This is a genomic window from Paucibacter sp. PLA-PC-4, assembly GCF_026241155.1.
GTDB lineage: Bacteria > Pseudomonadota > Gammaproteobacteria > Burkholderiales > Burkholderiaceae_C > Roseateles_E.
Window position 1 is genome coordinate 148,147 of record NZ_JAPFGP010000010.1, and the last position, 22,905, is coordinate 171,051.

At 65.6% G+C, this 22,905-nt stretch carries 21 protein-coding genes; 4 read left to right on the forward strand and 17 right to left on the reverse strand.

The features are described from left to right. Positions 1-87 precede the first annotated feature (87 nt). Positions 88-954 (forward strand): DUF4394 domain-containing protein, encoded by an 867-nt coding sequence (locus OOZ63_RS16840; protein ID WP_266006743.1) that lies wholly within the window; start codon positions 88-90, stop codon positions 952-954. On the opposite strand, the gene OOZ63_RS16845 is transcribed toward OOZ63_RS16840, so the two are convergent. From OOZ63_RS16845 to OOZ63_RS16875, 7 genes are all read right to left on the reverse strand, one after another. Then, positions 955-2,118, reverse strand: coding sequence for a sensor domain-containing diguanylate cyclase (locus OOZ63_RS16845; RefSeq protein WP_266006744.1), 1,164 nt, complete (start codon positions 2,116-2,118; stop codon positions 955-957). A gap of 110 nt (positions 2,119-2,228) precedes the next feature. After that, positions 2,229-2,963 (reverse strand): amino acid ABC transporter ATP-binding protein, encoded by a 735-nt coding sequence (locus tag OOZ63_RS16850; protein ID WP_266006745.1) that lies wholly within the window; start codon positions 2,961-2,963, stop codon positions 2,229-2,231. Between the two features lie 12 nt (positions 2,964-2,975). Then, a complete protein-coding gene (locus OOZ63_RS16855; protein WP_266006747.1) occupies positions 2,976-3,665 on the reverse strand; it encodes an amino acid ABC transporter permease in 690 nt (229 codons plus the stop codon). Continuing rightward, complete coding sequence (locus OOZ63_RS16860; RefSeq protein WP_266006821.1) at positions 3,662-4,354, reverse strand: amino acid ABC transporter permease; 693 nt, start codon at positions 4,352-4,354, stop codon at positions 3,662-3,664. The genes OOZ63_RS16855 and OOZ63_RS16860 overlap by 4 nt, the downstream gene beginning before the upstream one ends. Before the next feature lie 127 nt (positions 4,355-4,481). Beyond that, entirely contained in the window at positions 4,482-5,375 is an 894-nt protein-coding gene (locus tag OOZ63_RS16865; RefSeq protein ID WP_266006748.1) for an amino acid ABC transporter substrate-binding protein, read from the reverse strand. 249 nt (positions 5,376-5,624) lie between these two features. Further along, positions 5,625-6,542: a LysR substrate-binding domain-containing protein gene (locus OOZ63_RS16870; protein WP_266006749.1), complete on the reverse strand. Its 918-nt coding sequence runs from the start codon at positions 6,540-6,542 to the stop codon at positions 5,625-5,627. Positions 6,543-6,635: 93 nt separating this feature from the next. Next, complete coding sequence (locus OOZ63_RS16875; protein ID WP_323055757.1) at positions 6,636-8,471, reverse strand: ABC transporter ATP-binding protein/permease; 1,836 nt, start codon at positions 8,469-8,471, stop codon at positions 6,636-6,638. 120 nt (positions 8,472-8,591) lie between these two features. Between OOZ63_RS16875 and OOZ63_RS16880 the strand changes: the two genes are divergently transcribed. After that, the gene (locus OOZ63_RS16880) at positions 8,592-8,966 is read left to right on the forward strand and encodes an acyl-CoA thioesterase (RefSeq protein WP_137941296.1); all 375 of its coding nucleotides are present in this window, start codon (positions 8,592-8,594) and stop codon (positions 8,964-8,966) included. After that, positions 8,963-10,102: an NAD(P)/FAD-dependent oxidoreductase gene (locus OOZ63_RS16885; protein WP_266006750.1), complete on the forward strand. Its 1,140-nt coding sequence runs from the start codon at positions 8,963-8,965 to the stop codon at positions 10,100-10,102. Before OOZ63_RS16880 ends, OOZ63_RS16885 begins: the two co-directional genes overlap by 4 nt. Before the next feature lie 7 nt (positions 10,103-10,109). Here the strand turns inward: OOZ63_RS16885 and OOZ63_RS16890 are convergent, their stop codons facing one another. Both OOZ63_RS16890 and OOZ63_RS16895 read right to left on the reverse strand, forming a co-directional pair. Next, positions 10,110-12,344, reverse strand: a complete 2,235-nt coding sequence (locus OOZ63_RS16890; RefSeq protein ID WP_266006751.1) for a xanthine dehydrogenase family protein molybdopterin-binding subunit — start codon at positions 12,342-12,344, stop codon at positions 10,110-10,112. 13 nt (positions 12,345-12,357) lie between these two features. After that, positions 12,358-12,831, reverse strand: coding sequence for a (2Fe-2S)-binding protein (locus tag OOZ63_RS16895; RefSeq protein ID WP_266006752.1), 474 nt, complete (start codon positions 12,829-12,831; stop codon positions 12,358-12,360). A 185-nt stretch (positions 12,832-13,016) separates the two neighbouring features. On the opposite strand from OOZ63_RS16895, the gene OOZ63_RS16900 reads away from it, so the two are divergent. Beyond that, positions 13,017-13,910, forward strand: a complete 894-nt coding sequence (locus OOZ63_RS16900; RefSeq protein WP_266006753.1) for an AraC family transcriptional regulator — start codon at positions 13,017-13,019, stop codon at positions 13,908-13,910. On the opposite strand, the gene OOZ63_RS16905 is transcribed toward OOZ63_RS16900, so the two are convergent. From OOZ63_RS16905 to OOZ63_RS16940, 8 genes are all read right to left on the reverse strand, one after another. Next, positions 13,907-14,647, reverse strand: a complete 741-nt coding sequence (locus tag OOZ63_RS16905; RefSeq protein WP_266006754.1) for an SGNH/GDSL hydrolase family protein — start codon at positions 14,645-14,647, stop codon at positions 13,907-13,909. The two genes, OOZ63_RS16900 and OOZ63_RS16905, sit on opposite strands and share 4 nt — an antisense overlap. Before the next feature lie 9 nt (positions 14,648-14,656). Further along, a complete protein-coding gene (locus tag OOZ63_RS16910) occupies positions 14,657-15,421 on the reverse strand; it encodes an enoyl-CoA hydratase (protein ID WP_266006755.1) in 765 nt (254 codons plus the stop codon). Beyond that, positions 15,418-16,026 carry a DUF1569 domain-containing protein gene (locus tag OOZ63_RS16915; protein ID WP_266006756.1) on the reverse strand — a complete coding sequence of 203 codons (609 nt, stop codon included), beginning with the start codon at positions 16,024-16,026 and terminating at the stop codon, positions 15,418-15,420. Before OOZ63_RS16915 ends, OOZ63_RS16910 begins: the two co-directional genes overlap by 4 nt. Further along, positions 15,996-16,853 carry an alpha/beta fold hydrolase gene (locus tag OOZ63_RS16920; protein ID WP_266006757.1) on the reverse strand — a complete coding sequence of 286 codons (858 nt, stop codon included), beginning with the start codon at positions 16,851-16,853 and terminating at the stop codon, positions 15,996-15,998. Before OOZ63_RS16920 ends, OOZ63_RS16915 begins: the two co-directional genes overlap by 31 nt. Before the next feature lie 53 nt (positions 16,854-16,906). Further along, positions 16,907-18,121, reverse strand: coding sequence for an acetyl-CoA C-acyltransferase (locus OOZ63_RS16925; protein WP_266006758.1), 1,215 nt, complete (start codon positions 18,119-18,121; stop codon positions 16,907-16,909). Between the two features lie 66 nt (positions 18,122-18,187). Next, positions 18,188-20,584, reverse strand: coding sequence for a 3-hydroxyacyl-CoA dehydrogenase/enoyl-CoA hydratase family protein (locus OOZ63_RS16930; RefSeq protein ID WP_266006759.1), 2,397 nt, complete (start codon positions 20,582-20,584; stop codon positions 18,188-18,190). Between the two features lie 44 nt (positions 20,585-20,628). Further along, positions 20,629-21,069, reverse strand: a complete 441-nt coding sequence (locus OOZ63_RS16935; RefSeq protein ID WP_266006760.1) for a DUF2147 domain-containing protein — start codon at positions 21,067-21,069, stop codon at positions 20,629-20,631. A gap of 36 nt (positions 21,070-21,105) precedes the next feature. Beyond that, the gene (locus OOZ63_RS16940) at positions 21,106-22,896 is read right to left on the reverse strand and encodes an acyl-CoA dehydrogenase C-terminal domain-containing protein (protein WP_266006761.1); all 1,791 of its coding nucleotides are present in this window, start codon (positions 22,894-22,896) and stop codon (positions 21,106-21,108) included. Positions 22,897-22,905: the final 9 nt, after the last annotated feature.

A 22,905-nucleotide genomic window follows, 5' to 3' on the forward strand; every position in this document is an offset into this window, starting at 1 on the left:
GAAATCCCGCGGGAAGCCCCCGCTATTCCCTGGACAGTGGCGACGGCGCTCACCAACAATCGATGACCCCCACAGCACGGAGAAGCCATGTCCCGTCACGCCCTGTCCCTGATCGCCGCCAGCCTGCTCGCCGCCTGCGCCAGCACTGAAACCGTTGGGCCGCCGGCCAAGGAGATGATCTATGCGGTGACTGCGAGCAACCGGCTGATTCAGTTCAACGCCGGCCAGCCGCAGAAGATCCTCAGCAGCAAGGCACTGAGCGGCCTGGGCGCCGAGGAGCGGCTGCTGGGTATCGATTACCGAGTCGCCAAGGGCCAGCTGTTCGCCATGGGCGACAGCGGCCAGCTCTACCGCATCAACACCGCCGACGGCAGCGCCAGCCGCATTGGCACGCCGGCAGCCCTGCCGCGCGAGGGTGCCGCCGAATGGGGTTTCGACTTCAACCCGACCGTGGACCGCATCCGCGTCGTCAACGACGCCGGCTTCAATCTGCGCCTGCACCCCGACACCGGCGCGGTGGTCGATGGCAATGCGGACCAGGCGGGCCTGCAATTCGACGGCCGGCTGGCCTATGACGCCGCCGACGCCAACGCAGGCAAGGCGGCCGCCCTCGTCGCGGCCGGCTACACCTACAACAAGGACAACGAGAAGATCACGACCAACTACGCGCTGGACGGCAAGCTGGGCACGCTGGTGCACCAGGGCACGAAGGAAGGTGTGCAGCCCATGGTCTCGCCCAATACCGGGCGCCTGTACACCGTGGGCTCGCTGGGTATCGGCGACTTCGCCCGCGCCACACTGGACATCTCGGACCTGTCCAACGTTGCCTATGCCGCGGTGAGCCAGGGCAGCGTTTCGCGCTGGTACCGCATCGATCTGGCAAACGGCAAGGCCACGCTGATAGGCACCATCGCCGCAGGCGAGACCGTGGCGGGTGCGGCCATCGAGCCCTGATCAGGCCGGGCACTCGTTGGCCAGGTGCACGCGGTTGCGGCCGCCGCGCTTGGCCGCATAAAGCGCCGCGTCGGCAGCGCGGTACAGGCCCTGAGGCGTGGCCGCGCCCTCACCCAGGGCCACGCCGGCCGAGAGCGTGACACTGACCTGCCCCCCGCGCCCGTCGGGCACGCGCAGGTCCTGCACCGCCTCGCGCAGCTGCTCGGCCAGGGCCAGAGCCGCCACCGCATCCGCGCCCTGCAGCAGCAGGGCGAATTCCTCGCCGCCGTAGCGGGCCACCGCATCCGAGGCGCGCAGCCGCGCCTTGAGCCGGGCCACGAAGGCCTGCAGCACCGCATCGCCCACGGCATGGCCGTGGCGGTCGTTGACCTGCTTGAAGTGGTCCAGATCAACCAGCACGAAAGCAAGACTGCCGCCCTCGCGGCGCAGGCGCGCCAGCGCATGCTCAAGCTGCAGCTCGGCAGCTCTGCGGTTGAGCGCGCCGGTGAGATCGTCATGGTCAGCCTGGGCGCGCAGCAGGCGCGCGGCGCGTTCCGAGCAGGCCAGCACGAAGCCAAACCCCGCACCCAGCATGCTCAGAGCGCTGACCAGCAGCAGCAGGCCCTGCACGGTATTGCCTAAGGCCAGATCCTGGTAGGCCCCGGGCTCCATCAGCACATGGGCGATGCGGGCCAGCAGCACCAGCAGACTCAGCAGCTGCATCAGAGCCACGCTGCGCAGCGAGGCCTCCAGGCGTGCGCGATCGCACCACCACAGCCACACACACCAGGCGGGCGCGGCCAGCAACAGCACGGACATGGCCAGCACCCGCTGCGGAGGCGTGAGCGGCACCAGCAGCAGCAGGGCCGGAAGGCTGAGCGCCAGAGCGCGCCACAGGCGCGGCGGCAGCGGCCGGGCGCGCACGAAGCGGTGCATGGCGTCGGCGATGAAGAGGCTGGCCAGCAGCACCAGCACGTTGCCCGCGACCACACACAGCGCCTCGGGCAACCACAGGCGCGCGCCCAGCAGGCCCAGACCGGGCACCAGCAGGCCCGCGGCCACGGCCCAGCGGCGCAGGGCCTCGCGCGCCACCAGGCGACGCTCGGCCAGCAGGATCTCCACGGCCAGCAGGCCATGCCCCAGCAGCAGCACCAGCATCAGGGTGGGGGTGTGCAGTAAATTCATGCGCTCAGTGTCCCCAAGAAAGAACCCCGCGCCGATGACGGGGCGGGGGCTTGGGCGCGCTGCGCGCGGTGTGTGCTGGCCAGGCGTGCAATATGCACGCCTGGCCTTCCTCAGTGTTGCAAGATCTTCGCCAGGAAGTCCTTGGCGCGCGGCGAGCGCTCCTCGGGCTTGCCGAAGAAATCGTCCTTGCTGCAATCCTCGACGATCTTGCCGGCGTCCATGAAGATCACGCGGTCGCTGACCTTCTTGGCGAAGCCCATCTCATGGGTCACGCACATCATCGTCATGCCCTCGTTGGCCAGCTGCACCATGACGTCCAGCACCTCGCCGACCATCTCGGGGTCCAGCGCCGAGGTCGGCTCGTCGAACAGCATCACGATCGGGTCCATCGACAGCGCGCGCGCGATCGCGACCCGCTGCTGCTGACCGCCGGACAGCTGGCCGGGGTGCTTGTCTTTTTGGGCGATGAGGCCCACGCGGTCCAGCATCTTCAGGCCGCGGGCCTTGGCGTCATCGAGGCTGCGGCCGAGCACCTTGATCTGGGCAATCGTGAGGTTCTCGGTGATCGAGAGGTGCGGAAACAGCTCGAAATTCTGAAACACCATGCCAACCCGGGCGCGCAGCTTGGGCAGGTTTGTCTTGGGGTCGGAGATCGAGATGCCGTCGACAATGATGTCGCCCTTCTGGATCGGCTCCAGTGCGTTGACGGTCTTGATCAGCGTGGACTTGCCCGAGCCCGAGGGGCCGCAGACGACGACCACATCGCCCTTCTTGATCGTCGTGCTGCAGTCGGTCAGCACCTGGAAGGGGCCGTACCACTTGGAGATGTTCTTGATATCAATCATGGCCAAAGCTCTCTAGCGAATGATGGCGATCTTCTTCTGCAGCCGACGCACCAGCATCGACAGGCTGAAACAGATCACGAAGTAGACGACGGCGGCTACCAGGTAGGTCTCGACCGGCCGGTTAAAGTTCTTGCCGGCGATCTCGAAACCCTTCAGCAGGTCGTAGGCGCCGATCGCATAGACCAGCGAGGTGTCCTGGAACAGGATGATGGTCTGTGTCATCAGCACCGGCAGCATATTGCGGAAGGCCTGGGGCAGCACCACCAGCTGCATGGTCTGGCGATAGCTCATGCCCATCGCGTAGCCGGCGTAGACCTGACCCTTGGGGACACTCTGGATGCCAGCGCGCATGATCTCCGAGAAGTAGGCGGCCTCAAATACCGTGAAGGTAATGATGGCTGACAGCTCGGCGCGGTTGCTGGAGCCCCAGTCGCCGCCGACGGCAGCGTAGAAGGCCGCAGGGATCAGCAGGAAGAACCACAGGATCACCATCACCAGCGGGATGGAGCGCAAGGTGTTGACATAGAAGGCCGCCGGCAGCACCAGCCACTTCTTGCCCGACAAGCGCATCAACGCCAGCAGCGTGCCCAGCACGATTCCGCCAAAGGTGGCAATCAGCGTCAGCTCGACACTGAAGATCAGGCCCTTGATGATGAAGCTGGAGACGACGCTCCAGTCGAGGAAGGAAAAATCGAGATTCATCGGCCACCTCCGAGGATGCCGGGCACCTGGACGCGCTGCTCGATGAATAGCGCGATGCGGTTGATGGCGAAGGCCGAGACGAAATACAGGCCGGTCACGGCCAGATAGACCTCGATGCCGCGCGAGGTTTCTTCCTGGGCCTGCATCGCGAACATCGTCAGCTCGGCGATCGAGACCGCGAACGCCACCGAGGAGTTCTTGACGATATTCATGCTCTCGCTGGTCAACGGCGGGATAACGATGCGAAACGCCATCGGCAGCAGCACATACCGGTAAGTCTGGGGCAGCGTGAAGCCCATCGCCAAGCCAGCATAGCGCTGGCCGGTGGGCAGGCTCTGGATGCCGGCCTTGACCTGTTCGGCGATCCGTGCCGAGGTGAAGAAGCCCAGCGCGAACACCACCAGCACAAAGCTGGGCACCTCACGCAGCGGAGTGAACAGCGAAGGCAGCACGTGGTACCAGAGAAAGACCTGCACCAGCAGTGGGATGTTGCGGAACAGCTCGGTCCAGGTATTGCCCAGGGCCACCAGCGCCTTGCTCGGCGTGGTGCGCAGAATGCCCATCACCGATCCGACGACCAAAGCCACTACCAGGGCCAACACGGCCACGCTGAGCGTCCACCCCCAGGCCGACAACAGCCAGTCCAGGTAGGTGATGCTGCCGCCGCTGCCAAAGCAGCGCGGCACCATCTCCCCATCGATGGTGTCCTTGCAGAACACCTGCCAATCCCATGTAGCCACCGCTACCTCCGTCAAAAAATCGAGGCCGCCCGAACTGCGCCGAGCGGCCCCGTGTTAATGCCCTCAGGCCTTGCGCTTACTTCTTCGCGTAGTCTTCCATCGGCTTGTCATTGGGGTTGGCCCAGGCAGCCTTGGTGTTGTCGTTGGCCGGCATACCGACCTTGGTGTTGGACGGCGGGATCGGCTGCTCGAACCACTTGGTCCACAGCTTGGCCAGCTCGCCAGACTTCATCATCGCCTTGATGCTGTCGTCCACTGCCTTCTTAAAGGCCGGGTCATCCTTGCGGATCATGATCGCGATAGGCTCGACAGACAGCACATCGCCCACCAGCTTGAAGTCCGCCGGGTTCTTGGCCTTGGCGATATTGCCAGCCAGGATGGCGCCGTCCATCACGAAAGCGTCTGCACGGCCCGATTCCAGCAGCAGGAAGCTGTCGGCGTGGTCCTTGCCGAACACTTCCTTGAAGTCCACACCGGTGGCGCGCTCGTTTTTGCGCAGGGTCTGGACCGAGGTCGTGCCGGTAGTAGTCGCGACATTCTTGCCATTGAGCTGGGCGATCGAGCTGATGCCCGAACTGGCCTTGACGGCGATGCGCACTTCCTCGACGAAGGTCGTGACTGCGAAGGCCACGTCCTTTTGGCGCGCCGCGTTATTGGTGGTGGAGCCGCACTCGATGTCGACGGTTCCGTTTTGCACCAGTGGGATGCGGTTTTGCGAGGTCACCGGCTGGTACTTGACGTCCAGCTTGGCCAGGCCCAGGGACTTCTGCACATCGGCCAGCACCTTCTGGCAGATCTCGACGTGGTAGCCGACAAACTTGCCATCGCCCAGGGTGTAGGACAGCGCGCCGGAGGACTCGCGCACGCCCATCGTAACGGCGCCGCTGTCCTTGATCTTCTTCAGCGTATCGGCTTGGGCCGACATGGAAAAACCGGCAACGACGGCCAACACAAGCAATGTCTTTTTCATGGAAGCTCCTCTTTCAGAATCATTACGAGAACGCCAAGCAGATCACGGACCGGCCGAGCGCCGGGTACGGAGTTTCACGCATATCCGACCTCCTGCCGCATCTGCAGCAAGATTTGAGCCACTATTTGCCGAGCACGCTGATGAAGGGCCGGACTCTAACGGTGCGTTCGCTGATCGCCCAATGCCGAATGCACGCACGGTTATGCAGCACAAACATGAGCGTTCAGGGTTTTTCCTAGTTCCTTACTCTTAGCCTCGCTGCGTCAGGTAATCCCACAGCGCCAGCGCCACCGGCTTGCTGCGCCGCGCCGCCTCGGGTCGTTCGCGGTAGATGCGCAGCTCCATGCTCAGCTCATACGAGCCCGCTGCCGTGGCCTGCACCAAGCGTTTGGCTTTGAGTTCCTTCTTGACCGAGCTGGCCGGCAGGAAGGCCAGGCCGTGGCCTTCCAGCGCCATCGCCTTCAAGCCCTCGGCCATATCGGTCTCGTAAATCGAATCAAGGTTCAGTGCCGTCGGCGAGTCCTTGACGACCAGCTCGACCAGCCGGCCCAGATAGGCTCCGGAGGCATAGCTTAGGAACGGAATCTTCTGACCCGGATGCCCGGGCAGAGCGAACAGCGGCCGCCCCTGGGCATCGGCCTTGGCATAGGCGGCCAGGGTCTCGTGCCCCAGCGAGGCCATCTCGTAGCGCTCGGGGTCGAGTTGCAGCGGCTGGCTGGGGTGGTGATAGACGATCAGCAGATCGCAGTTGCCCTCGCTGAGCTGCATCATCGCGTCGTGCACATTCAGCGCATTGAGCCGGCTCTTGACCGCGCCGAAGCGCTGGCGCAAGTCCATCAGCCAGTGTGGAAAGAAGCTGAAGGCCAGCGAGTGCGGCACCGCGAACTCGATCATGTCCTGCCCCACCGCCTGGTGACTGCGCAGCATATTGCGGGTGGCCTGCAGGCTGCCCAGCATCTCGACGGCCTGACCCAGCAAGGTCTCGCCGGCGGCGGTCAGCCGTGTCGGGTAGGAACTGCGGTCCACCAGGTCGACCCCTGCCCAGGCCTCCAGCGCCTGGATGCGGCGCGAGAACGCCGGTTGAGTCACATGCCTGTGCTGAGCCGAGCGCGAAAAGCTGCGGGTCTCGGCCAGGCTGACGAAATCTTCAAGCCATTTGGTTTCCACACTGTTCAGTGTAGCCCTGCGCCGCAGCCCCTCGCTTTGAGGTCCACGCCTGCCCTAGATCAGCAACGCGCCTCCCCGGCGGGTCGTTTTCATTCAAGCCGGCTGCTCGGCAGCGACACCTCCGGACTGCTGCAGGCGCCACATTTGCGCATAGCGCCCGCCGCGCGCCAGCAGATCCTCGTGATGGCCACGCTCGATGATGGCGCCCTGCTCCATCACCAGGATCTCATGCGCATCGACCACGGTGGAGAGTCGGTGCGCGATCACCAGCACAGTCTTGTTCTGCCCCACCGCCTCCAGCTCGGCCTGGATCGCCCGCTCATTGCGAGAGTCCAGCGCCGAGGTCGCCTCATCGAAGATCAGGATCGGCGGGTTCTTCAGCAGGGTGCGGGCGATCGCCACCCGCTGCTTCTCGCCACCGCTAAGCTTGAGCCCGCGCTCACCGACCATGGTCTCGTAGCCCTTGGGCGTGGCCGCGATAAAGTCGTGGATATGGGCGGCGCGGGCCGCGCCCTCGACCTCCTCGCGCGAGGCGCCGGGCCGGCCATAGGCGATGTTGTAGGCCACCGTGTCGTTGAACAGCACCGTGTCTTGAGGCACGATGCCGATCGCGCGGCGCAGCGAGCCCTGACTCACGCCGCGCACATCTTGGCCGTCGATCAGGATGCGGCCTGCGTCGAGGTCGTAGAAGCGGTAGAGCAGGCGCGCCAGCGTGCTCTTGCCCGAGCCGCTGGGGCCGACCACGGCCACTTTCTTGCCGGCCGGAATCTCGAAGCTGAGGTTCTTCAGAATGGGTCGCGCGGCCTCGTAGGCAAAGCTGACATTCTCGAAACGTACCCCCGCACCTTCAATGCGCAGCGCCGGCGCGCCCGGCGCATCCGCCACCTCGCGGTCGCGCTCGAGCAGCGTGAACATCTTGTCCAAATCGGTCAGGCTTTGCTTGATCTCGCGGTAAATCACGCCGAGGAAATTCAAGGGGATGTAGAGCTGGATCATGAAGGCATTGACCATCACCAGATCCCCTAGGGTCATGGTTCCAGTCACCACACCCTGGGTCGCGCGCCACAGCATCGCGACCAGCGCGGTCGCGATGATCAGCTGCTGGCCGGTGTTCAGCAGTGACAGCGTGGACTGCGACTTCAGCTGCGCGCGGCGCAACTTCTCCAGGCTCTCGTCATAGCGGCGCGACTCGAAGTCCTCGTTGTTGAAGTACTTGACCGTCTCGTAGTTCAGCAGTGAGTCAATTGCCTTGCTGTGCGCCACCGAGTCGAGCTCGTTGAGCTGCTTGCGGAACTTGGTGCGCCACTCGGTCACCAGCACGGTGAAGCTGACATAGAGCACCAGGGCAGCGATCGTGATGCCGGCAAACCAGATGTCGTACTTGACGGCCAGCAGGCCCAGCACCAGGGTCACCTCGATCAGGGTCGGCACGATGCTGTAGAGCGAGTACGAGATCAGCGAGTGCACGGCCCGCGTTCCACGCTCGATATCGCGCGTCATGCCGCCGGTCTGGCGCTCGAGGTGAAAGCGCAGGCTCAGATCATGCAAATGACGGAACACCTGCAGCGAGATGCTGCGCGCCGTGCCCTCGGTGGCCTTGGCGAAGATCAGCTCGCGCAACTCGGTGAACAGCGAGGTCATCAGGCGCAGCGCACCGTAGGCCAGCAGCAGGCCCAGCGGCAGCACCAGCAGGGCCTGCGGATCGCCGGGCTTCAGCGACAGACTGTCGACCAGTTGTTTCAGCAGCAGCGGCACGCCGACATTGCTGAGCTTGGCGCCCAGCATGAAGCCCAGCGCCAAACCGACCCGCCAGCGGTAGCGCCACAGATAGGGCAGCAGCTTGGCAATCGTCGCCCAGTCAGAGCGGGGCATGGCCGGTGCGGCGGCGGGCTCAGGGCTGGCGGCCGGGGTCGAGAGGCTTGTGCGCATGTTTTTTGCTGGACATCGGGCGGTCGCCGACAATGAGTCCAATTTTCCCAGGTATGCATCATGAGCCACGCTTCAAGCCCTTCCCCTGAAAACAACGCCACCCCCAGCAGCCAGCCCGGCATGCCGCGCGAGTTGGTGCTGCGAGTGATGCCCATGCCGGCCGATGCCAATGCCAACGGCGATATCTTCGGCGGCTGGATCATGGCCCAGGTCGACCTGGCCGGCTCGGTCTTGCCAAGCCGGGTCTCGCGCGGACGGGTCGCAACGGTCGCGGTCAACGAGTTCATCTTCAAGCAGCCGGTTTCGGTTGGCGACCTGCTGAGCTTTTATGCTCAGGTCAAGCGCATCGGCCGCACCTCGATCACGGTCCATGTCGAGGTGGTGGCCGAGCGCAATCCGGCCAACCCTCAGGTGGTCAAGGTCACCGAGGCAAACCTGACCTATGTGGCGATCGACCGCGACGGCAAGCCCCGGGTGTTTGCCGAACAAGTTTGAAGACCCAGGTCCTGATCCTCGGCGGCGGCGCCATTGGCAGCGCCATCGCCGCCCATCTGGGCGCCGAGCCGGGTTTCGATATCCGCGTGCTGGAGCGCGACCCGAGCTATGCGCAGGCCTCCTCGGCCCTATCGGCCGCGTCGATACGCCAGCAGTTCTCGACCCCGCTGAACATCGCGCTGTCGCAGTATGGCCTGCAAGTGCTGCGCGCAGCGGGCGCCGAAGCCGGACTGGTCGAGCGCGGCTATCTCTATCTGGCCAGCCCGGCTGGCGCCAATGACCTGCGCGAGCTCAATGCGCTGCAGACCGTGCATGGTGCCGACATTGCCCTGCTCTCCCCGGCGCAGCTGAGCGAGCGCTGGCCCTGGCTGGCCACGCAAGACCTGGCACTGGGCTCCTGGGGCCGCAGCGGCGAGGGCTGGTTTGACGGCTGGGGCCTGCTGCAGGCGTTGAAGCGCCGGGCCCAGGCCCTGGGCGTGCAGTACCTCAGCGCTGAGGCACTCGCGCTGCGGCGCGACGCCAGTGGCGCCGTGGTCGGTGTCGAATCCGACAGCGGTCTGCTACAAGCAGACCTATACGTGCTGGCCTGCGGCGCCTGGTCCGGTGCGCTGGCCGGCACCGCGGGCCTGGCCGTGCCGGTCAGCGGCAAGCGCCGCAGCGTCTACGCCTTTCGCACGCCCGAACCGGCCGCCGACTGCCCGCTGGTGATCGATCCCTCTGGGCTGTGGTTCCGGCCCGAGGGAGAAGGGCAGTTCATCTGCGGCGGCCCGCCGCTGGGCGAAGATGCCGACGGCCTGCCGCTGGACCCCGAGCCCGGGCTGTTCGAAGAGCGGCTATGGCCGGCACTGGCAACGCGCGTGCCCGGCTTCGAGAGCCTGCGCCCGCAGCGCGCCTGGGCCGGCTACTACGAGATGAATGCCTTCGACCACAACGGCCTGGTCGGCCCACTCGACGCCTGCCCTAACCTGCTGCTGGCCTGCGGCTTCTCGGGTCACGGCCTTCAGCATGCGCCGGGCGTCGGCCGCGGCCTGGCCGAGTGGATCGCACACGGCGAGTACCGCAGCCTGGACCTGGGCCCGCTGACACCAAAGCGCATCGCGGCAGGTCGCCCCTATTTGGAACTCAATGTGATTTGAGTGGCGTTCAGGCTAACTTGAAGGGCAGCTCGCGCAGCGGCTTGCCGGTCAGGCGCGCGATCGCATTGGCAAAGGCTGGCGCCAGCGGCGGCAGGCCAGGTTCACCCATGCCCGTCGGCGGCTCGGCGCTGGGCACGATGTGCACGGCGATCTGCGGCATATCGGTAATGCGCGGCACCGCGAAATCGCCGAAATTGCTCTGCTCGACGACGCCGTCTTTCAGCGTGATCGCCGCACCGGGCAGGCACATCGACAAGCCCATCAGCGCCGCACCCTGCACCTGGGCTTCGATGCTGCGCGGGTTGATCGCCAGATTGCAGTGCACGCCGGCGGTGACGCGGTTCAGCACCGGCTGCCCGTCCTTCACCGACGCCTCCACCACGTAGGCCACCACGGTGCTGAAGGATTCGTGCACCGCCACGCCCCAGGCGCGGCCGGCCGTGAGTTGTTTCTTGCCATAGCCGCTCTTGTCGACAGCCAATTGCAGCGCAGCACGGTGGCGCGGATGCTTGTCACCAATGAGGCGCAAGCGATAGGCCACCGGATCCTGCTTGGTGGCTCGGGCAATCTCGTCGAGCAGAGTCTCCATGACATACGCGGTGTGCGTCGAGCCCACGCTGCGCCACCACAGCACCGGCACATTTACCTTGGGGTGGTGCACCGTCAGCCGCATCGGCACCGGATAGGGGTCGCGCAGGCCTTCGGTAGCCGTGCCATCAATGCCGTTCTTGACCATGAACTGCCCGAACACAGTGCCCGTGGTAATGGACTGGCCGACCAGCACATGGTCCCAGGCCAGTACATTGCCCCGCTCATCGAAGCCGATGCGGGCGCGGTGCAGATGCATAGGCCGGTAGTAGCCGCCTTTGATATCGTCCTCGCGGCTCCAGAGCGTGCGGATTGGCGCGTCCAGGCCGGCGGCGCGGGCAGCCTTTGCAATGTGGCAGGCCTCGACCACATAGTCGCTGGAGCCGACAAAGCGCCGGCCGAAGCCACCGCCCGCCATCTGCACCTGCATCGTCACCTGTTCGGGCTTCAGCCCCAGCACGCCGGCGGCCGCTGCGGCATCCAGCCCCGGACACTGTGTGCCGACCCACAGCTCGGCGCGATCTTTGCCGAGGCGAACCGTGCAGTTCAAGGGCTCCATCGGCGCATGGGCCAGATAGGGGAAGATGAACTCGGCCTCGATCTGGCGCGGCGCAGTGGCCAGTGGCGCCATGTCGGCATCGAAAGCGCGCGCGCCGGGCTGATTCGCCAGCTCGCGGTACTGGGTCAGCAGCTTCTCACTGTCGACCTTTTCGACGCTGCTCGCATCCCAATCCAGTTTCAACGCCTCACGTCCCTGCCTGGCCGGCCAGTAGCCGTCCGCCACCACGGCCACGCCCTCGCCACCCAGGTCGCCCGGGATGCGCAGCACCGCCTTGACACCCTTGATCGCGCGTGCCGCGCTGTCGTCCAGTGAGCGCAGCCGGGCGCCGAACACCGGCGGATGCGCGACCACGGCGGTCAGCTGGCCGGGCAGGCGAGTGTCGATGCCGAAGTCCTGCCGGCCGCTGCTCTTGGCGCGCGCGTCCAGCCGCGTCGTCGGCCGGCCGATCAGGCGAAAGTCCTTGGGGTCCTTCAGCCTCACCTGTTCGGGCACCGGCAGGGCCATAGCGGCCTCGGCCAGCGCACCATAGCCCAGCTTGCGGCCGTCAGCGGCGATGACCTCGCCGGCCCGGGTGCGCAGCGTGGCTACATCCACGTTCCAGCGCTGCGCAGCGGCGCTCAGCAGCATGGCACGTGCGCGGGCGCCGAGCTCGCGGTACTGCGTGTAGCTGTTCTTGATCGAATTCGAGCCGCCGGTCATGTGCAGGCCGAACAGCGGGTCGAGATAGGCCGGGTCGCTGGATCCGTTGCGGCTGCGCACAAGGCTCCAGTCGGCATCTAGCTCCTCTGCCAGGATCATCGGCAGGCCGGTCTGCACGCCCTGGCCAAACTCCAGCCGGTTGATGGTCACGGTGACATCGCCGTTCGTCGCGATCTGCACAAAGGCCGAAGGTTGCTGCGTCGGCTTCAGTCCGGCCGCAGCGGCCTGTGCACCAGCCGGTGGCGGGAATGCGCCGAGCACCAGGCCTGTGCCGGCTGTCGCGCCGGCCAGTTTCAGGAAGCTGCGGCGCGGCAGTGCAAGAGTGGTGATGGCGGCCTCGCGGTCCAGCAGCTGTTGCAGCGCGTGCGGCATTTCTGGAGTGTGGGTCAACATGGCGGATGCTCCTTCAGGCCAAGGTCTTGGCCGCATCGGCCACTGCGGCGCGGATGCGGGCATAAGTGCCACAGCGGCAGATATTGCCGGCCATCGCGCCGTCGATCTCGGCGGCCGTGGGCTTCTTGCCTTTCGGCAGCGATTTGAGAAAGGCCGTCGCGCTCATGACCTGCCCGCTCTGGCAGTAGCCGCACTGGGCCACGTCATGCTTGACCCAGGCGGCATGCACCGCCGCGCCGACCTTATCGCTGCCATCGGTGGTGGCCTCGATGGTGCGGATCTTCTTGCCCTCGGCCGCCGAGATCGGCGTGACGCAGGAGCGGATCGCCTGGCCATCCAGATGCACGGTGCAAGCGCCACACAGCGCCGCCCCGCAGCCGAACTTCGTGCCGGTCAAGCCCAGCGTGTCGCGCAGGGCCCAGAGGATGGGGGTGCCGGGGTCGGCGTCGACCGCGTGGTCACGGCCGTTGACGTTGAGGGTGCTCATGGTGCTCGGTTCTCCATCTTTGGGGCGGTGCCGGCAAGTGTCCCCCGGCTGGCCCGGCAAGCGCTTGCCCATTTCGACGCATGTCTTGCCTATTCCGATGTTTCGTCAGCGGATCCGCCGGCTGCCTCTCGCGCCAGCGCTACAGTGGCTTTGCCTCTGCCCCGCTGCTGCACAACACCACACCCATGACCATTGCCCGCCTGGCCCAGGAGATCGGAAAGATTGCCCGAAATGACGGCAGCCACCCAACCGCGGTGACCTCACTGAGCGTCCACCGCCTCAGCGCCAGGAGTGATCCCTTGCCTTGCTTCTACGAGCTGGGCCTGGCCGTCATCGCACAGGGTTCGAAGCAAGTGACGCTCGGCGAGCACGTGATGAACCTCGGGCCGGGTCAGTCCTTGCTGACGACAGTAGATCTGCCGGTGCTCGCCCAGATCACCATGGCCGACCAGGCTGAGCCCTTTTTGGGCCTGATGCTCAAGCTCGATGCCCGCAACATCGTGCAACTTGCCGCGCAGATGGCGCTGCCGGCGCTGTCGCGCGACCAAGCCCCCGGCGCCGTCTCGCTGAGCCCACTGGACCGGTCGCTGCTCGACGCGATGGTCCGCCTGCTCCGGTTGCACGACGAGCCTCAGTTGTGCGCCAGTCTGGCCCCACTGATCCAGCAGGAGATCCTGGTGCGCCTGCTCAGCGGCCCGCACGGCCCCTACCTGCGACAGCTGGTGGCTGCAGGCTCGCCCAGCCATCAGATCGCGCAGGCTATGGCCTGGCTGAAACAGAACTTCGTCCAGGATGTGATGATGGACGAGCTGGCCGAGCGCGTGCACATGAGCCCCTCGACCTTCCGGCTGCACTTCCGCCATCTCGCCGGCATGAGCCCGCTGCAGTACCAGAAGCAGCTGCGCCTCCAGGAGGCACGCCTCTTGATGCTGAACCACGCCCTGGACGCCTGCAGCACGGCGGCCCGCGTGGGCTACGAGAGCGCCTCGCAGTTCAGCCGCGACTACAGCCGCTTGTTTGGCGCCCCGCCGCAGCGCGACATCCAGCGCATGCGAGGCCTGCCCGCCAGCAGGGCTTAGGGGCGCTGCCGCTTCCCCCACTCCCTCACCAGCCGCTCCGCCAACGCCTCAGCCCAGGCCGCATAACCAGCCGGATTGGGGTGGAAGCCGTCGCGCGCCATCAAGCGCACAGCGGCCTTGCCATGCAGATGCGCAGGCAGCGCTTGTATGCCGCGCCGGGGCTGGGACAGCAGGTGTCGGCTCAGCGCGCGGTTCATGCGCAGAGCTTGGGCCCCCATCAGCCAGCGCAGCGGCTGCGGCAGCAGCGGAAAGCTGTGCATCGGCGGAACCGCACTGTGCAGCGTGAAATACGGCGCGCCGGCGCGCTGCTGCAACATGGCATCGATCTGGTCGAGCTGGTGCAGCCAGCGCCGGGGCGACAAATGGTCGACCACATCATTGACGCCCAGTGCCGTCACCACCACATCGGCCGGGAATATCTCGCTGACGCGCAGGTGTTCGAGCGCATCAGCGGTCGTATGGCCGCTGCGGGCCAGCACCTGCCACCGCACCATGCCGCCTAGGCGCCGCGACAAGGCCCGGCTCAGGTGGCCGGCCAGCGCCTCGTCCTGGCTTGACGCGCCAACGCCAGCGCCGGACGAATCGCCGACGATCAGCAGGCGCAGTACCAGCAGGCCTTCGCCCGTCACACCGGCCCGCTGGCCTTCGGCCTCGGGCAGGCGCAGGGCCTGGCGCCGCACACGCGCACCCTGCCACAGCAGCAGCGGCGCCAGCGCGATCCGCGCGAGCTGCAACATGCCGAGGGCTTACTCGAACTTGCTGAAATCCGGCTGGCGCTTCTGGAAGAAGGCCTGAAAGGCCTCCATCGCCTCGGGGCTGCGCAGGCGAGCGCCGAAGATCTCGGCCTCGGTCTTGATCGTCGCCAGCACGGTCTGTGCCTGCGGCGCGCGCATCAGGCGCTTGCTCTCGCGCACCGCGCTGGGGGCGAGTTTGTTGAAGCGCTCGGCCACGCGGCGCGCGTGGTTGACGACCTCGCCGGCCGGCAGCACTGCGTTGGCGATGCCGCACTCCACTGCCTGCTCGCCAGTGAAGGGGTCACCCAGCAGCAACTTCTCGGCAGCGCGTCGGTTGCCCATCAACTGCGGCACCAGCAGGCTGGAGGCGAACTCAGGCACCAGGCCCAGGCTGACGAAGGGCATGGCCAGGCGAGCGTCGTCGGCGACAAAAACGAAATCGCAGTGCAGCAGCATGGTGGTGCCGATGCCGATGGCGCCGCCGGTCACGGCCGCGATCACCGGCTTGTCGCAACCCAGCAGCGCGCGCATGAACTGGAAGACCGGAGCGTCCTCGCCCGAGCGCGGGCGGGCCATGAAGTCCTCGAGGTCGTTGCCCGAGGTGAAGATGCCGGGCTGGCCGTAGATCAGCACGGCACGCACCTCGCCGGCAGTGGCGGCCGCGTTGATCGCATCGGCCATCTGCTGGTACATGTCCGAGGTCAGCGCGTTCTTCTTCTCGGGGCGGGCGATTTCGATGCTGGCCACGCCGTTGACGATGGCGGTCTTGATGGTCATGTCGGGGTCTCCTTGGAATGGAAGTGATTGTCGGGGGTCGCAGCGGCTTGGGCCGTGGCCGTCAGCGCCTGCACCTGTGTCCAGTGGTTGGCCAGGTGCATCAAATGGGCGCGCTGGTACTCGGCGCGGTCCAGCTGGCCATACGCGAAATGTGGCTTGAACGGCCCCTTGTGGGCGCTGAATGCCTGCATCGCGTCCAGCAGGCGCTGCACCGCGATCTTCAGGCCTTGCTCGGGATCGAGTGCAGGTGCGCCGGGAATCGGCTCGGCGAGGTCGTGGCTCATCTGGCCGCGGGCATCAAACACTGCAAAGGCGGTCCGGCCCAGCGTCCGCTGGAACAGCACGCTCCTGGCTTCGGGGTAGCCCTGGATCGAGAACTCAGTGCTTTGCGCCAGATGCTGAAGCAACTGCGGCAGGCTCCAGCGTTCATGGGCGAGATGGTGCTGGCGAAACATCAGCTCCAGCACGGATTCGCGGGCCTGCTGCCAGCTGGTGAACCCGGGCGAGAGCTCGCCGGCGCAGCCACCCAGCAGCAGCAGCGGCGAGGCGCAACCCAGCAGCAGATGGCGGCGCTTCATGCCAGCCAGGCCGGCACCTGCGGCCACAGGCTGGCCTCGAAGTGCTTGCGGAAAAAACCGAAATGGCCGATGCGACGCGCGCCGACATCCTTCGGTGCGATGCGGCGAAGCTCGGGACTCGCGCCGGCATAGAAGCCGTGCAGCGATTCGGTATTGCGGCGAGACATGAACTCGTCGTCGGTAAAAGCAAGCGACAACATCGGCGTGCGCAGGGCGGCGTAATGCGCGCGCAGCGCCTCGCCGCCCTCGCCCATCATGTAGCTGGGGTCCAGGCACCAGCGCCGCCACTGTGCCATCACGCCGCGCGGCAGATCGCCCACCTTGCGCAGCTTGCGGCCCGGGAAATAGCCGAACAGAGGCAGGGCGAGCGGCACGACGACGTACCAGAGCCACCAGACATAGCGCCTCAGGCCCGCCGAGTTTTCGCGCCAGTAGCCGCTTCCGCAGCCGACGGTGATGGCGCGGCTGACACGCTCGCGATTGGGCAGCAAGCCGAGGATCTGGCCGCCCAGGCTGTGGCCGAGCCAGTGGACCGGTGTCGCTTCGCTGCCCAGGCGGCGGGACAGCTCATCCAGCGCGGCGGCGGCATCGCGCTCTGCCCAAGTGCGGATGTCCGCGTCCAGGCCCTTCAGCGAGCGCCGCATCTGGGCCGGCCGCGAAGCGCCCATGCCGCGATAGTCGAAGCTCAGCACCAGCCAGCCTTGGGCTGCCATCCAGTGGGCGAAGTCGGCGTAATAGCGCTGCTCGACACCCATGGCCGGCGCGATCAGCAGGCCCGCCTTGGCCGTGGCCGCATCGCCATACAGATGGCCCTTCAGTTCAAAGCCGTCGCCGGCGCGAAAGCTGATCGTCATGCTGCGGAACTCCCAAGCGAAAGCGCGGCCGAGGCCGCGCTTTTCAGGAACGCTTACAAGCGTTCGATGATGCCGGCGGCACCCTGCCCGGCGCCGACGCACATGGTGACCATGCCGTACTTGGCACCTGTGCGGCGCAGGCCGTGGATCACCGAGGCGGCTCGGATCGCACCGGTCGCGCCCAGCGGGTGGCCCAGCGCAATCGCGCCACCGTTCGGGTTGACCTTGGAGCGGTCCAGCACGATGCCCTTGCTGTCCAGATCGTTCAGCACGGCCAGCGACTGGGCGGCAAAGGCCTCATTCAGCTCGATCCAGCCCAGGTCCTGGGCCGAGATGCCGGCAAGCTTGAGCGCAGCCGGGATGGCCTCGATCGGGCCGATGCCCATGATCTCGGGCGGCACGCCGCGCACCGCGAAACTGACGAAACGGGCCAGCGGGGTCAGGCCGAAACGCTTGACCGCGGCTTCAGACGCGACGATCAGCGCACCGGCACCGTCCGATGTCTGCGAGCTGTTGCCAGCGGTGACGCTGCCCTTGGCGGCGAACACCGGCCTGAGCTTGGCCAGGCCCTCGGGCGAGGTGTCCTTGCGCGGGCCTTCGTCGGAGTCGACGATGCGCTTCTTCAGATTGACCGAACCATCGGCCAGATTGGGCGAGCGCTCCAGAATTTCGAAGGGCGTCATCTCGTCCTTGAAATGGCCAGCCTCGATGGCGGCCAGTGCTCGGCGGTGAGATTCCAGCGCGAACTCGTCCTGGGCTTCGCGGCTGATCTTCCACTGCGCGGCCACCTTCTCCGCGGTCAGGCCCATGCCGTAAGCCAAGCCGATGTTCTCGTCGCGCTCGAAGATCGCAGGCGGCAGGCTGGGCTTGTTGCCGCCCATCGGCACCATGCTCATCGATTCGACGCCGCCGGCAATCATCACCTCGGACTCGCCGATGCGGATCCGGTCAGCCGCCATCGCCAGCGCGGTAATGCCCGAGGCGCAGTAGCGATTCACCGTCACGCCGCCGACCGTGTTGGGCAGACCGCTCAATACAGCCGCCACGCGAGCGATATTCATGCCCTGCTCCCCCTCGGGGAAGGAGCAGCCGATGATGGCGTCCTCGATCACCTTGGGGTCAAGACCCGGCACCTGGGCCAAGGCGGCCTGAATAGCGCGGCTCAGCATCTCGTCCGGACGGGTGTTCTTGTAGTAGCCCCGACCCGACTTGCCGATCGGCAGGCGGGTGGCGGCGCAGATATAGGCTTCTTGAACTTGCTTGCTCATGATGTGTTCCAGTCAGTTGGGGACAGAGCTACTCGCGTTGCTCGGGTGGTCTGTCCCGCAAGGTCATTAGTTACGAACCGGCTTGCCGGTCTGCAGCATGCCCATGATGCGTTCCTGCGTCTTCGGGTGCTCCAGCAGCGCGCAGAAGTGCTTGCGCTCCAGCGACATCAGGTATTCCTCGTCGACCAACGAACCGGCTTCGACCTCGCCGCCGCAGACCACATCGGCGATCAGCGCCGCCAGGTGGTAGTCATGGGCGCTGATGAAGCCGCCGTCGCGCATATTGGCCAGTTGACCCTTGATGGTGGCGATGCCCGAACGGCCGGCCACCGGGAACATCGCCTTCAGCGGCGGGCGGTAGCCCGACTCGAACATGGACTTGGCCTGGCTGGAGGCGACGTGCAGCAGTTCGTCCTTGTTGGGCACGACGATGTCGCTGTCCAGCAGGAAGCCGTTCTTCTTCGCTTCCAGTGCGGAGGTTGCGACCTTGGCGGTAGCGGCGGTGGTGAACCCGTCCTTCAAGAAGGCAAAGATGTCCGCATCGGCACTACCCGCCTTGGCCATCTCGGCAGCACGGCGGGCGATATAGGTCAGGCCGCCGCCGCCGGGGATCAGGCCGACGCCCACTTCCACCAAGCCAACATAGCTTTCCATGTGAGCAACACGGCGCGCGCAGTGCACGGCCAGCTCAGCGCCACCGCCCAGGGCAAGGCCGCGCATCGCCGCGACCACCGGCACATTGGCATAGCGGATGCGCAGCATCATGTCCTGCAGCTTCTTCTCTTCCGGCGCGATGCCCTTGGCACCCGACTTCATGAAGACAGGCATCAGCGCTTCGAGGTTGGCACCGGCCGAGAACACATCGTCCGGGCTCCAGATCACCAAGCCCTTGTACTTCGCCTCGGCGATCTCGACGGCCTTGAGCAGGCCCTCGGTCACGGTGGGGCTGATCAGGTGCAGCTTGGCGGTGATCGAGGCGATCAACACCTCACCGTCCAGGCTCCAGACGCGGATCTCTTCGTTCTTGAACTCTTCGGTGCCGGCCTTCAGGGGTTCGTCCGCGCCCTCGCCCACCAGGGACTCAGGGAAGGCCTGGCGCTCATAGACCGGCAGCTTCGCGCGCGGCTTGAACTTGGCCTCGGCAGCGCTCCAGGAGCCTCGCGTGCTGTGCACACCGCCGTTCTCAGCCACCGGGCCCTCGCTGACCCAGGCAGGCAACGGGGCGCTGGACAGGGTCTTGCCCTCCGCGATGTCGGCGGAAATCCACTCGGCAACCTGCTTCCAGCCGGCGGCCTGCCACAGCTCGAACGGGCCCTGGCTGCTGCCGAAGCCCCAGCGCATCGCGAAGTCGATCTCGCGCGCGGTGTCGGCCACGGTGTTCAGGTGCACGGCAGCATAGTGGAAGCTGTCTCGCAGGATGGACCACAGGAACTGGGCCTGCGGATTGCTTGATTCGCGCAGCAGCTTGATGCGATCAGCGGCGGGCTTCTTCAGCATGCGGGCGACGATGTCGTCGGCCTTCTTGCCGCCAGCGACGTACTCGCCAGTTGCGAAGTCCAGGCGCTGGATGTCCTTGCCGACCTTTTTGTAGAAGCCGGCACCGGTCTTTTGCCCCAACGCGCCCTTTTCGATCAGCGCGGCCAGCACCTTGGGTGTGGCGTAGGTGCTGTAGAAGGGGTCATCCTTCAGGTTGTCCTGCATGGTCTTGACGACATGGGCCATGGTGTCCAGGCCCACGACGTCGGCGGTGCGGAATGTGCCGCTGGACGCGCGCCCCAGCTTCTTGCCGGTCAGATCGTCCACCACATCGACCGACAGGCCGAACTTCTCGGCCTCGATCATCGTGGCCATCATGCCGGCGATGCCGACGCGATTGGCGACGAAGTTGGGCGTGTCATTGGCGCGTACCACGCCCTTGCCGACGGCGGTCGTGACGAAGCTCTCCAGCTGGTCAATCACATCAGGACGGGTCGTCGGCGTATTGATCAGCTCGACCAGGTACATATAGCGCGGCGGGTTGAAGAAATGGATGCCGCAAAAGCGCGGCTTGATTTCTTCGGGCAGCACTTCACTGAGCTTGGTGATCGACAAGCCCGAGGTGTTGCTCGCGACGATGGCATGCGGGGCGATGAAGGGGGCGATCTTGGTGTACAGATCGAGCTTCCAGTCCATGCGCTCGGCAATGGCCTCGATGATCAGATCACAGTCCTTCAGCAGCTCAAGATGCTCTTCATAGTTTGCCTGCTGGATCAGCGCGGCGTTCTCCGGCACGGCCAGCGGCGCGGGCTTGAGCTTTTTCAGGCCCTCGACGGCCTTGCTGACGATGCCGTTCTTGGCACCTTCCTTGGCGGGCAGGTCGAACAGCACGACCGGCACCTTGACGTTGACCAGGTGCGCAGCGATCTGCGCGCCCATCACGCCAGCGCCGAGCACGGCGACTTTGCGAACTTGGAATCGACTCATGGTTTGCATTCCTTCAGAAAAATGGGCGTCGAGGGCGCTGCGGCTCACTCGACGCGAATCCAGGTCTGGGTGCGGCCCAGCATGGGCATGCCGACATAGCCGCGCACTTCCAGCTTCTTGCCGCCTTCGATGGGCTTGATACGGACCTTGTAGACCTTGCCGTCATTGGGGTCGAGGATCTCGCCGCCGTCCCACAGCTCTGCATCGTCGGCGTTCTTTTTGACGTTGCGAACAATCGTCAGGCCGATCAACGGCTGATCCTTGCGGTCGTCGGCGCACTTGTCGCACTTGGACTCTTGCTTGGCGGGATCGACGACCTTCTCGATCTTGGCGCTGAAGACACCGGCGCTCTCGCTGATGCGCACCAGCGACTTCTCCTGCTTGGTCTTGTCGTCGATGGTCTTCCACAGCCCGCTGGGCGTGGCTTGGGCCAGCGCGATGCCCGAGAGCAGGCTCAGGGTGGTGGCAGCAATCAGCGATTTCATGGTGTCTCCTTTATGGCGTTATTGAAATCAAGCAAGTCAGAACAGCGCTTCGTCCATCTCCATCAGCGGATTCAGTCCGGCGCGCGCGGTGCGGATCAGGGAGGCGGTCTCGGGCAGCAGCTTCGCAAAATAGAAGCGCGCCGTCGAGAGCTTGGCGGTGTAGAACGGATCGCCCGAGTCCTTCTTCTCCAGCGCGATCTTGGCCATGCGGGCGAAGAAGTAAGCAAAAGTCAGATGGCCTACGACGCGCAGATAGTCCACCGCAGCGGCGCCCACCTCGTCGGGGTTCTGGAAGGCCTTCATGCCGATCTCTGTGGTCAGCTTGGTGACCTTGTCGCCGATATCGGCCAGCGGGTTGATGAACTCCTGCATGGCCTCGTTCGTGCCTTCTTCTTCGACGAAGGCAGCGATCTTCTTGCCGAACTTCTTCAGCGTGGCGCCGTTGTTGGACAGGATCTTGCGACCCAGCAGGTCCAGCGACTGGATCGTATTGGTGCCTTCATAGATCATGTTGATGCGGGCATCGCGGACGAACTGCTCCATGCCCCACTCATGGATGAAACCATGGCCGCCGAAGACCTGCAAGCAGTGCGAGGTCGCGATCCAGCCGTTGTCGGTGATGAATGCTTTGATAATGGGGGTAAGAAGCGCGACTTCGGCCTCGCACTCCTTGCGCTCGTCCTCGTCGTCCGAGCTCAACGCCTTGTCCAACTGCAGGCCCACATAGGTATTCAGCGCGCGGCCGCCTTCGGCGTAGGCTCGCGCGGTCAGCAGCATCTTGCGCACATCGGGGTGCACGATGATGGGATCGGCCGGCTTGTCCAGTGCCTTCGGACCGCTCAGCGCGCGCATCTGGATGCGGTCCTTCGCGTAGGCCACGGCGTTCTGGTAGGCCACCTCGGTCAGGCCCAGCGACTGATTGCCCACGCCCAGGCGGGCGGCGTTCATCATCACGAACATCGCGGCCAGGCCTTTGTGGGGCTGCCCCACCAAAGTGCCGACGGCGCCGTCCAGCACGATCTGTGCGGTGGCGTTGCCATGGATGCCCATCTTGTGCTCCAGGCCGCCGCAATAGACCGGGTTGCGCTCGCCCAGGCTGCCATCGGCATTCACCTTGAACTTCGGCACCACAAACAACGAGATGCCCTTGGAGCCCTCGGGCGCTTCCGGCAGACGGGCCAGCACCAGGTGGATGATGTTGTCGGCCATATCGTGCTCGCCGGCCGAGATGAAAATCTTCTGGCCAGTGATCTTGTAGCTGCCGTCAGCCTGCGGCTCGGCCTTGGTGCGCAGCAGGCCCAGATCGGTGCCGCAGTGCGGCTCGGTCAGGCACATGGTGCCGGTCCACTCGCCACTGGTCAGCTTGGGCAGGTAGGTAGACTTCTGCTCAGGCGTGCCATGGGCATGCAGGGCCTCGTAGGCGCCGTGGCTCAGGCCCGGGTACATGGTCCAGGCCTGGTTGGCCCCATTCAGCATCTCGTAGAAGCCCTGATTCACAATCACCGGCAGGCCCTGGCCGCCGAACTCCGGGTCGCAGCCCAGCGCCGGCCAGCCGCCTTCGACATACTGTTTGTAGGCCTGCTTGAAACCCTTGGGCGTCGTCACCTCGTGCGTGTTCTTGTCCAGGCTGCAGCCCTCGGCATCGCCAGACAGGTTCAGCGGCGCGATCACCTCCGCCGCGAACTTGCCCCCCTCTTCCAGCACCGCATTGATGGTGTCGACATCGATGTCGGCGTGGGCCGGCAGCATCTTGAGCTCGTCGACCACATTCAGCAGCTCGTGCATCACGAACTTCATGTCACGCAGCGGTGGGTTGTACTGGGGCATGTCTAACTC

Coding starts and splice junctions, on each gene's coding strand:
- OOZ63_RS16845 (WP_266006744.1), bottom strand. CDS start 2,118: ATGAATTTACTGCACACCCCCACCCTGATGCTGGTGCTGCTGCTGGGG.
- OOZ63_RS16850 (WP_266006745.1), bottom strand. CDS start 2,963: ATGATTGATATCAAGAACATCTCCAAGTGGTACGGCCCCTTCCAGGTG.
- OOZ63_RS16855 (WP_266006747.1), bottom strand. CDS start 3,665: ATGAATCTCGATTTTTCCTTCCTCGACTGGAGCGTCGTCTCCAGCTTC.
- OOZ63_RS16880 (WP_137941296.1), top strand. CDS start 8,592: ATGCCGCGCGAGTTGGTGCTGCGAGTGATGCCCATGCCGGCCGATGCC.
- OOZ63_RS16865 (WP_266006748.1), bottom strand. CDS start 5,375: ATGAAAAAGACATTGCTTGTGTTGGCCGTCGTTGCCGGTTTTTCCATG.
- OOZ63_RS16905 (WP_266006754.1), bottom strand. CDS start 14,647: ATGTTGCAGCTCGCGCGGATCGCGCTGGCGCCGCTGCTGCTGTGGCAG.
- OOZ63_RS16890 (WP_266006751.1), bottom strand. CDS start 12,344: ATGTTGACCCACACTCCAGAAATGCCGCACGCGCTGCAACAGCTGCTG.
- OOZ63_RS16920 (WP_266006757.1), bottom strand. CDS start 16,853: ATGACGATCAGCTTTCGCGCCGGCGACGGCTTTGAACTGAAGGGCCAT.
- OOZ63_RS16900 (WP_266006753.1), top strand. CDS start 13,017: ATGACCATTGCCCGCCTGGCCCAGGAGATCGGAAAGATTGCCCGAAAT.
- OOZ63_RS16860 (WP_266006821.1), bottom strand. CDS start 4,354: ATGGTGCCGCGCTGCTTTGGCAGCGGCGGCAGCATCACCTACCTGGAC.
- OOZ63_RS16925 (WP_266006758.1), bottom strand. CDS start 18,121: ATGAGCAAGCAAGTTCAAGAAGCCTATATCTGCGCCGCCACCCGCCTG.
- OOZ63_RS16840 (WP_266006743.1), top strand. CDS start 88: ATGTCCCGTCACGCCCTGTCCCTGATCGCCGCCAGCCTGCTCGCCGCC.
- OOZ63_RS16875 (WP_323055757.1), bottom strand. CDS start 8,471: ATGCGCACAAGCCTCTCGACCCCGGCCGCCAGCCCTGAGCCCGCCGCC.
- OOZ63_RS16910 (WP_266006755.1), bottom strand. CDS start 15,421: ATGACCATCAAGACCGCCATCGTCAACGGCGTGGCCAGCATCGAAATC.
- OOZ63_RS16895 (WP_266006752.1), bottom strand. CDS start 12,831: ATGAGCACCCTCAACGTCAACGGCCGTGACCACGCGGTCGACGCCGAC.
- OOZ63_RS16930 (WP_266006759.1), bottom strand. CDS start 20,584: ATGAGTCGATTCCAAGTTCGCAAAGTCGCCGTGCTCGGCGCTGGCGTG.
- OOZ63_RS16935 (WP_266006760.1), bottom strand. CDS start 21,069: ATGAAATCGCTGATTGCTGCCACCACCCTGAGCCTGCTCTCGGGCATC.
- OOZ63_RS16940 (WP_266006761.1), bottom strand. CDS start 22,896: ATGCCCCAGTACAACCCACCGCTGCGTGACATGAAGTTCGTGATGCAC.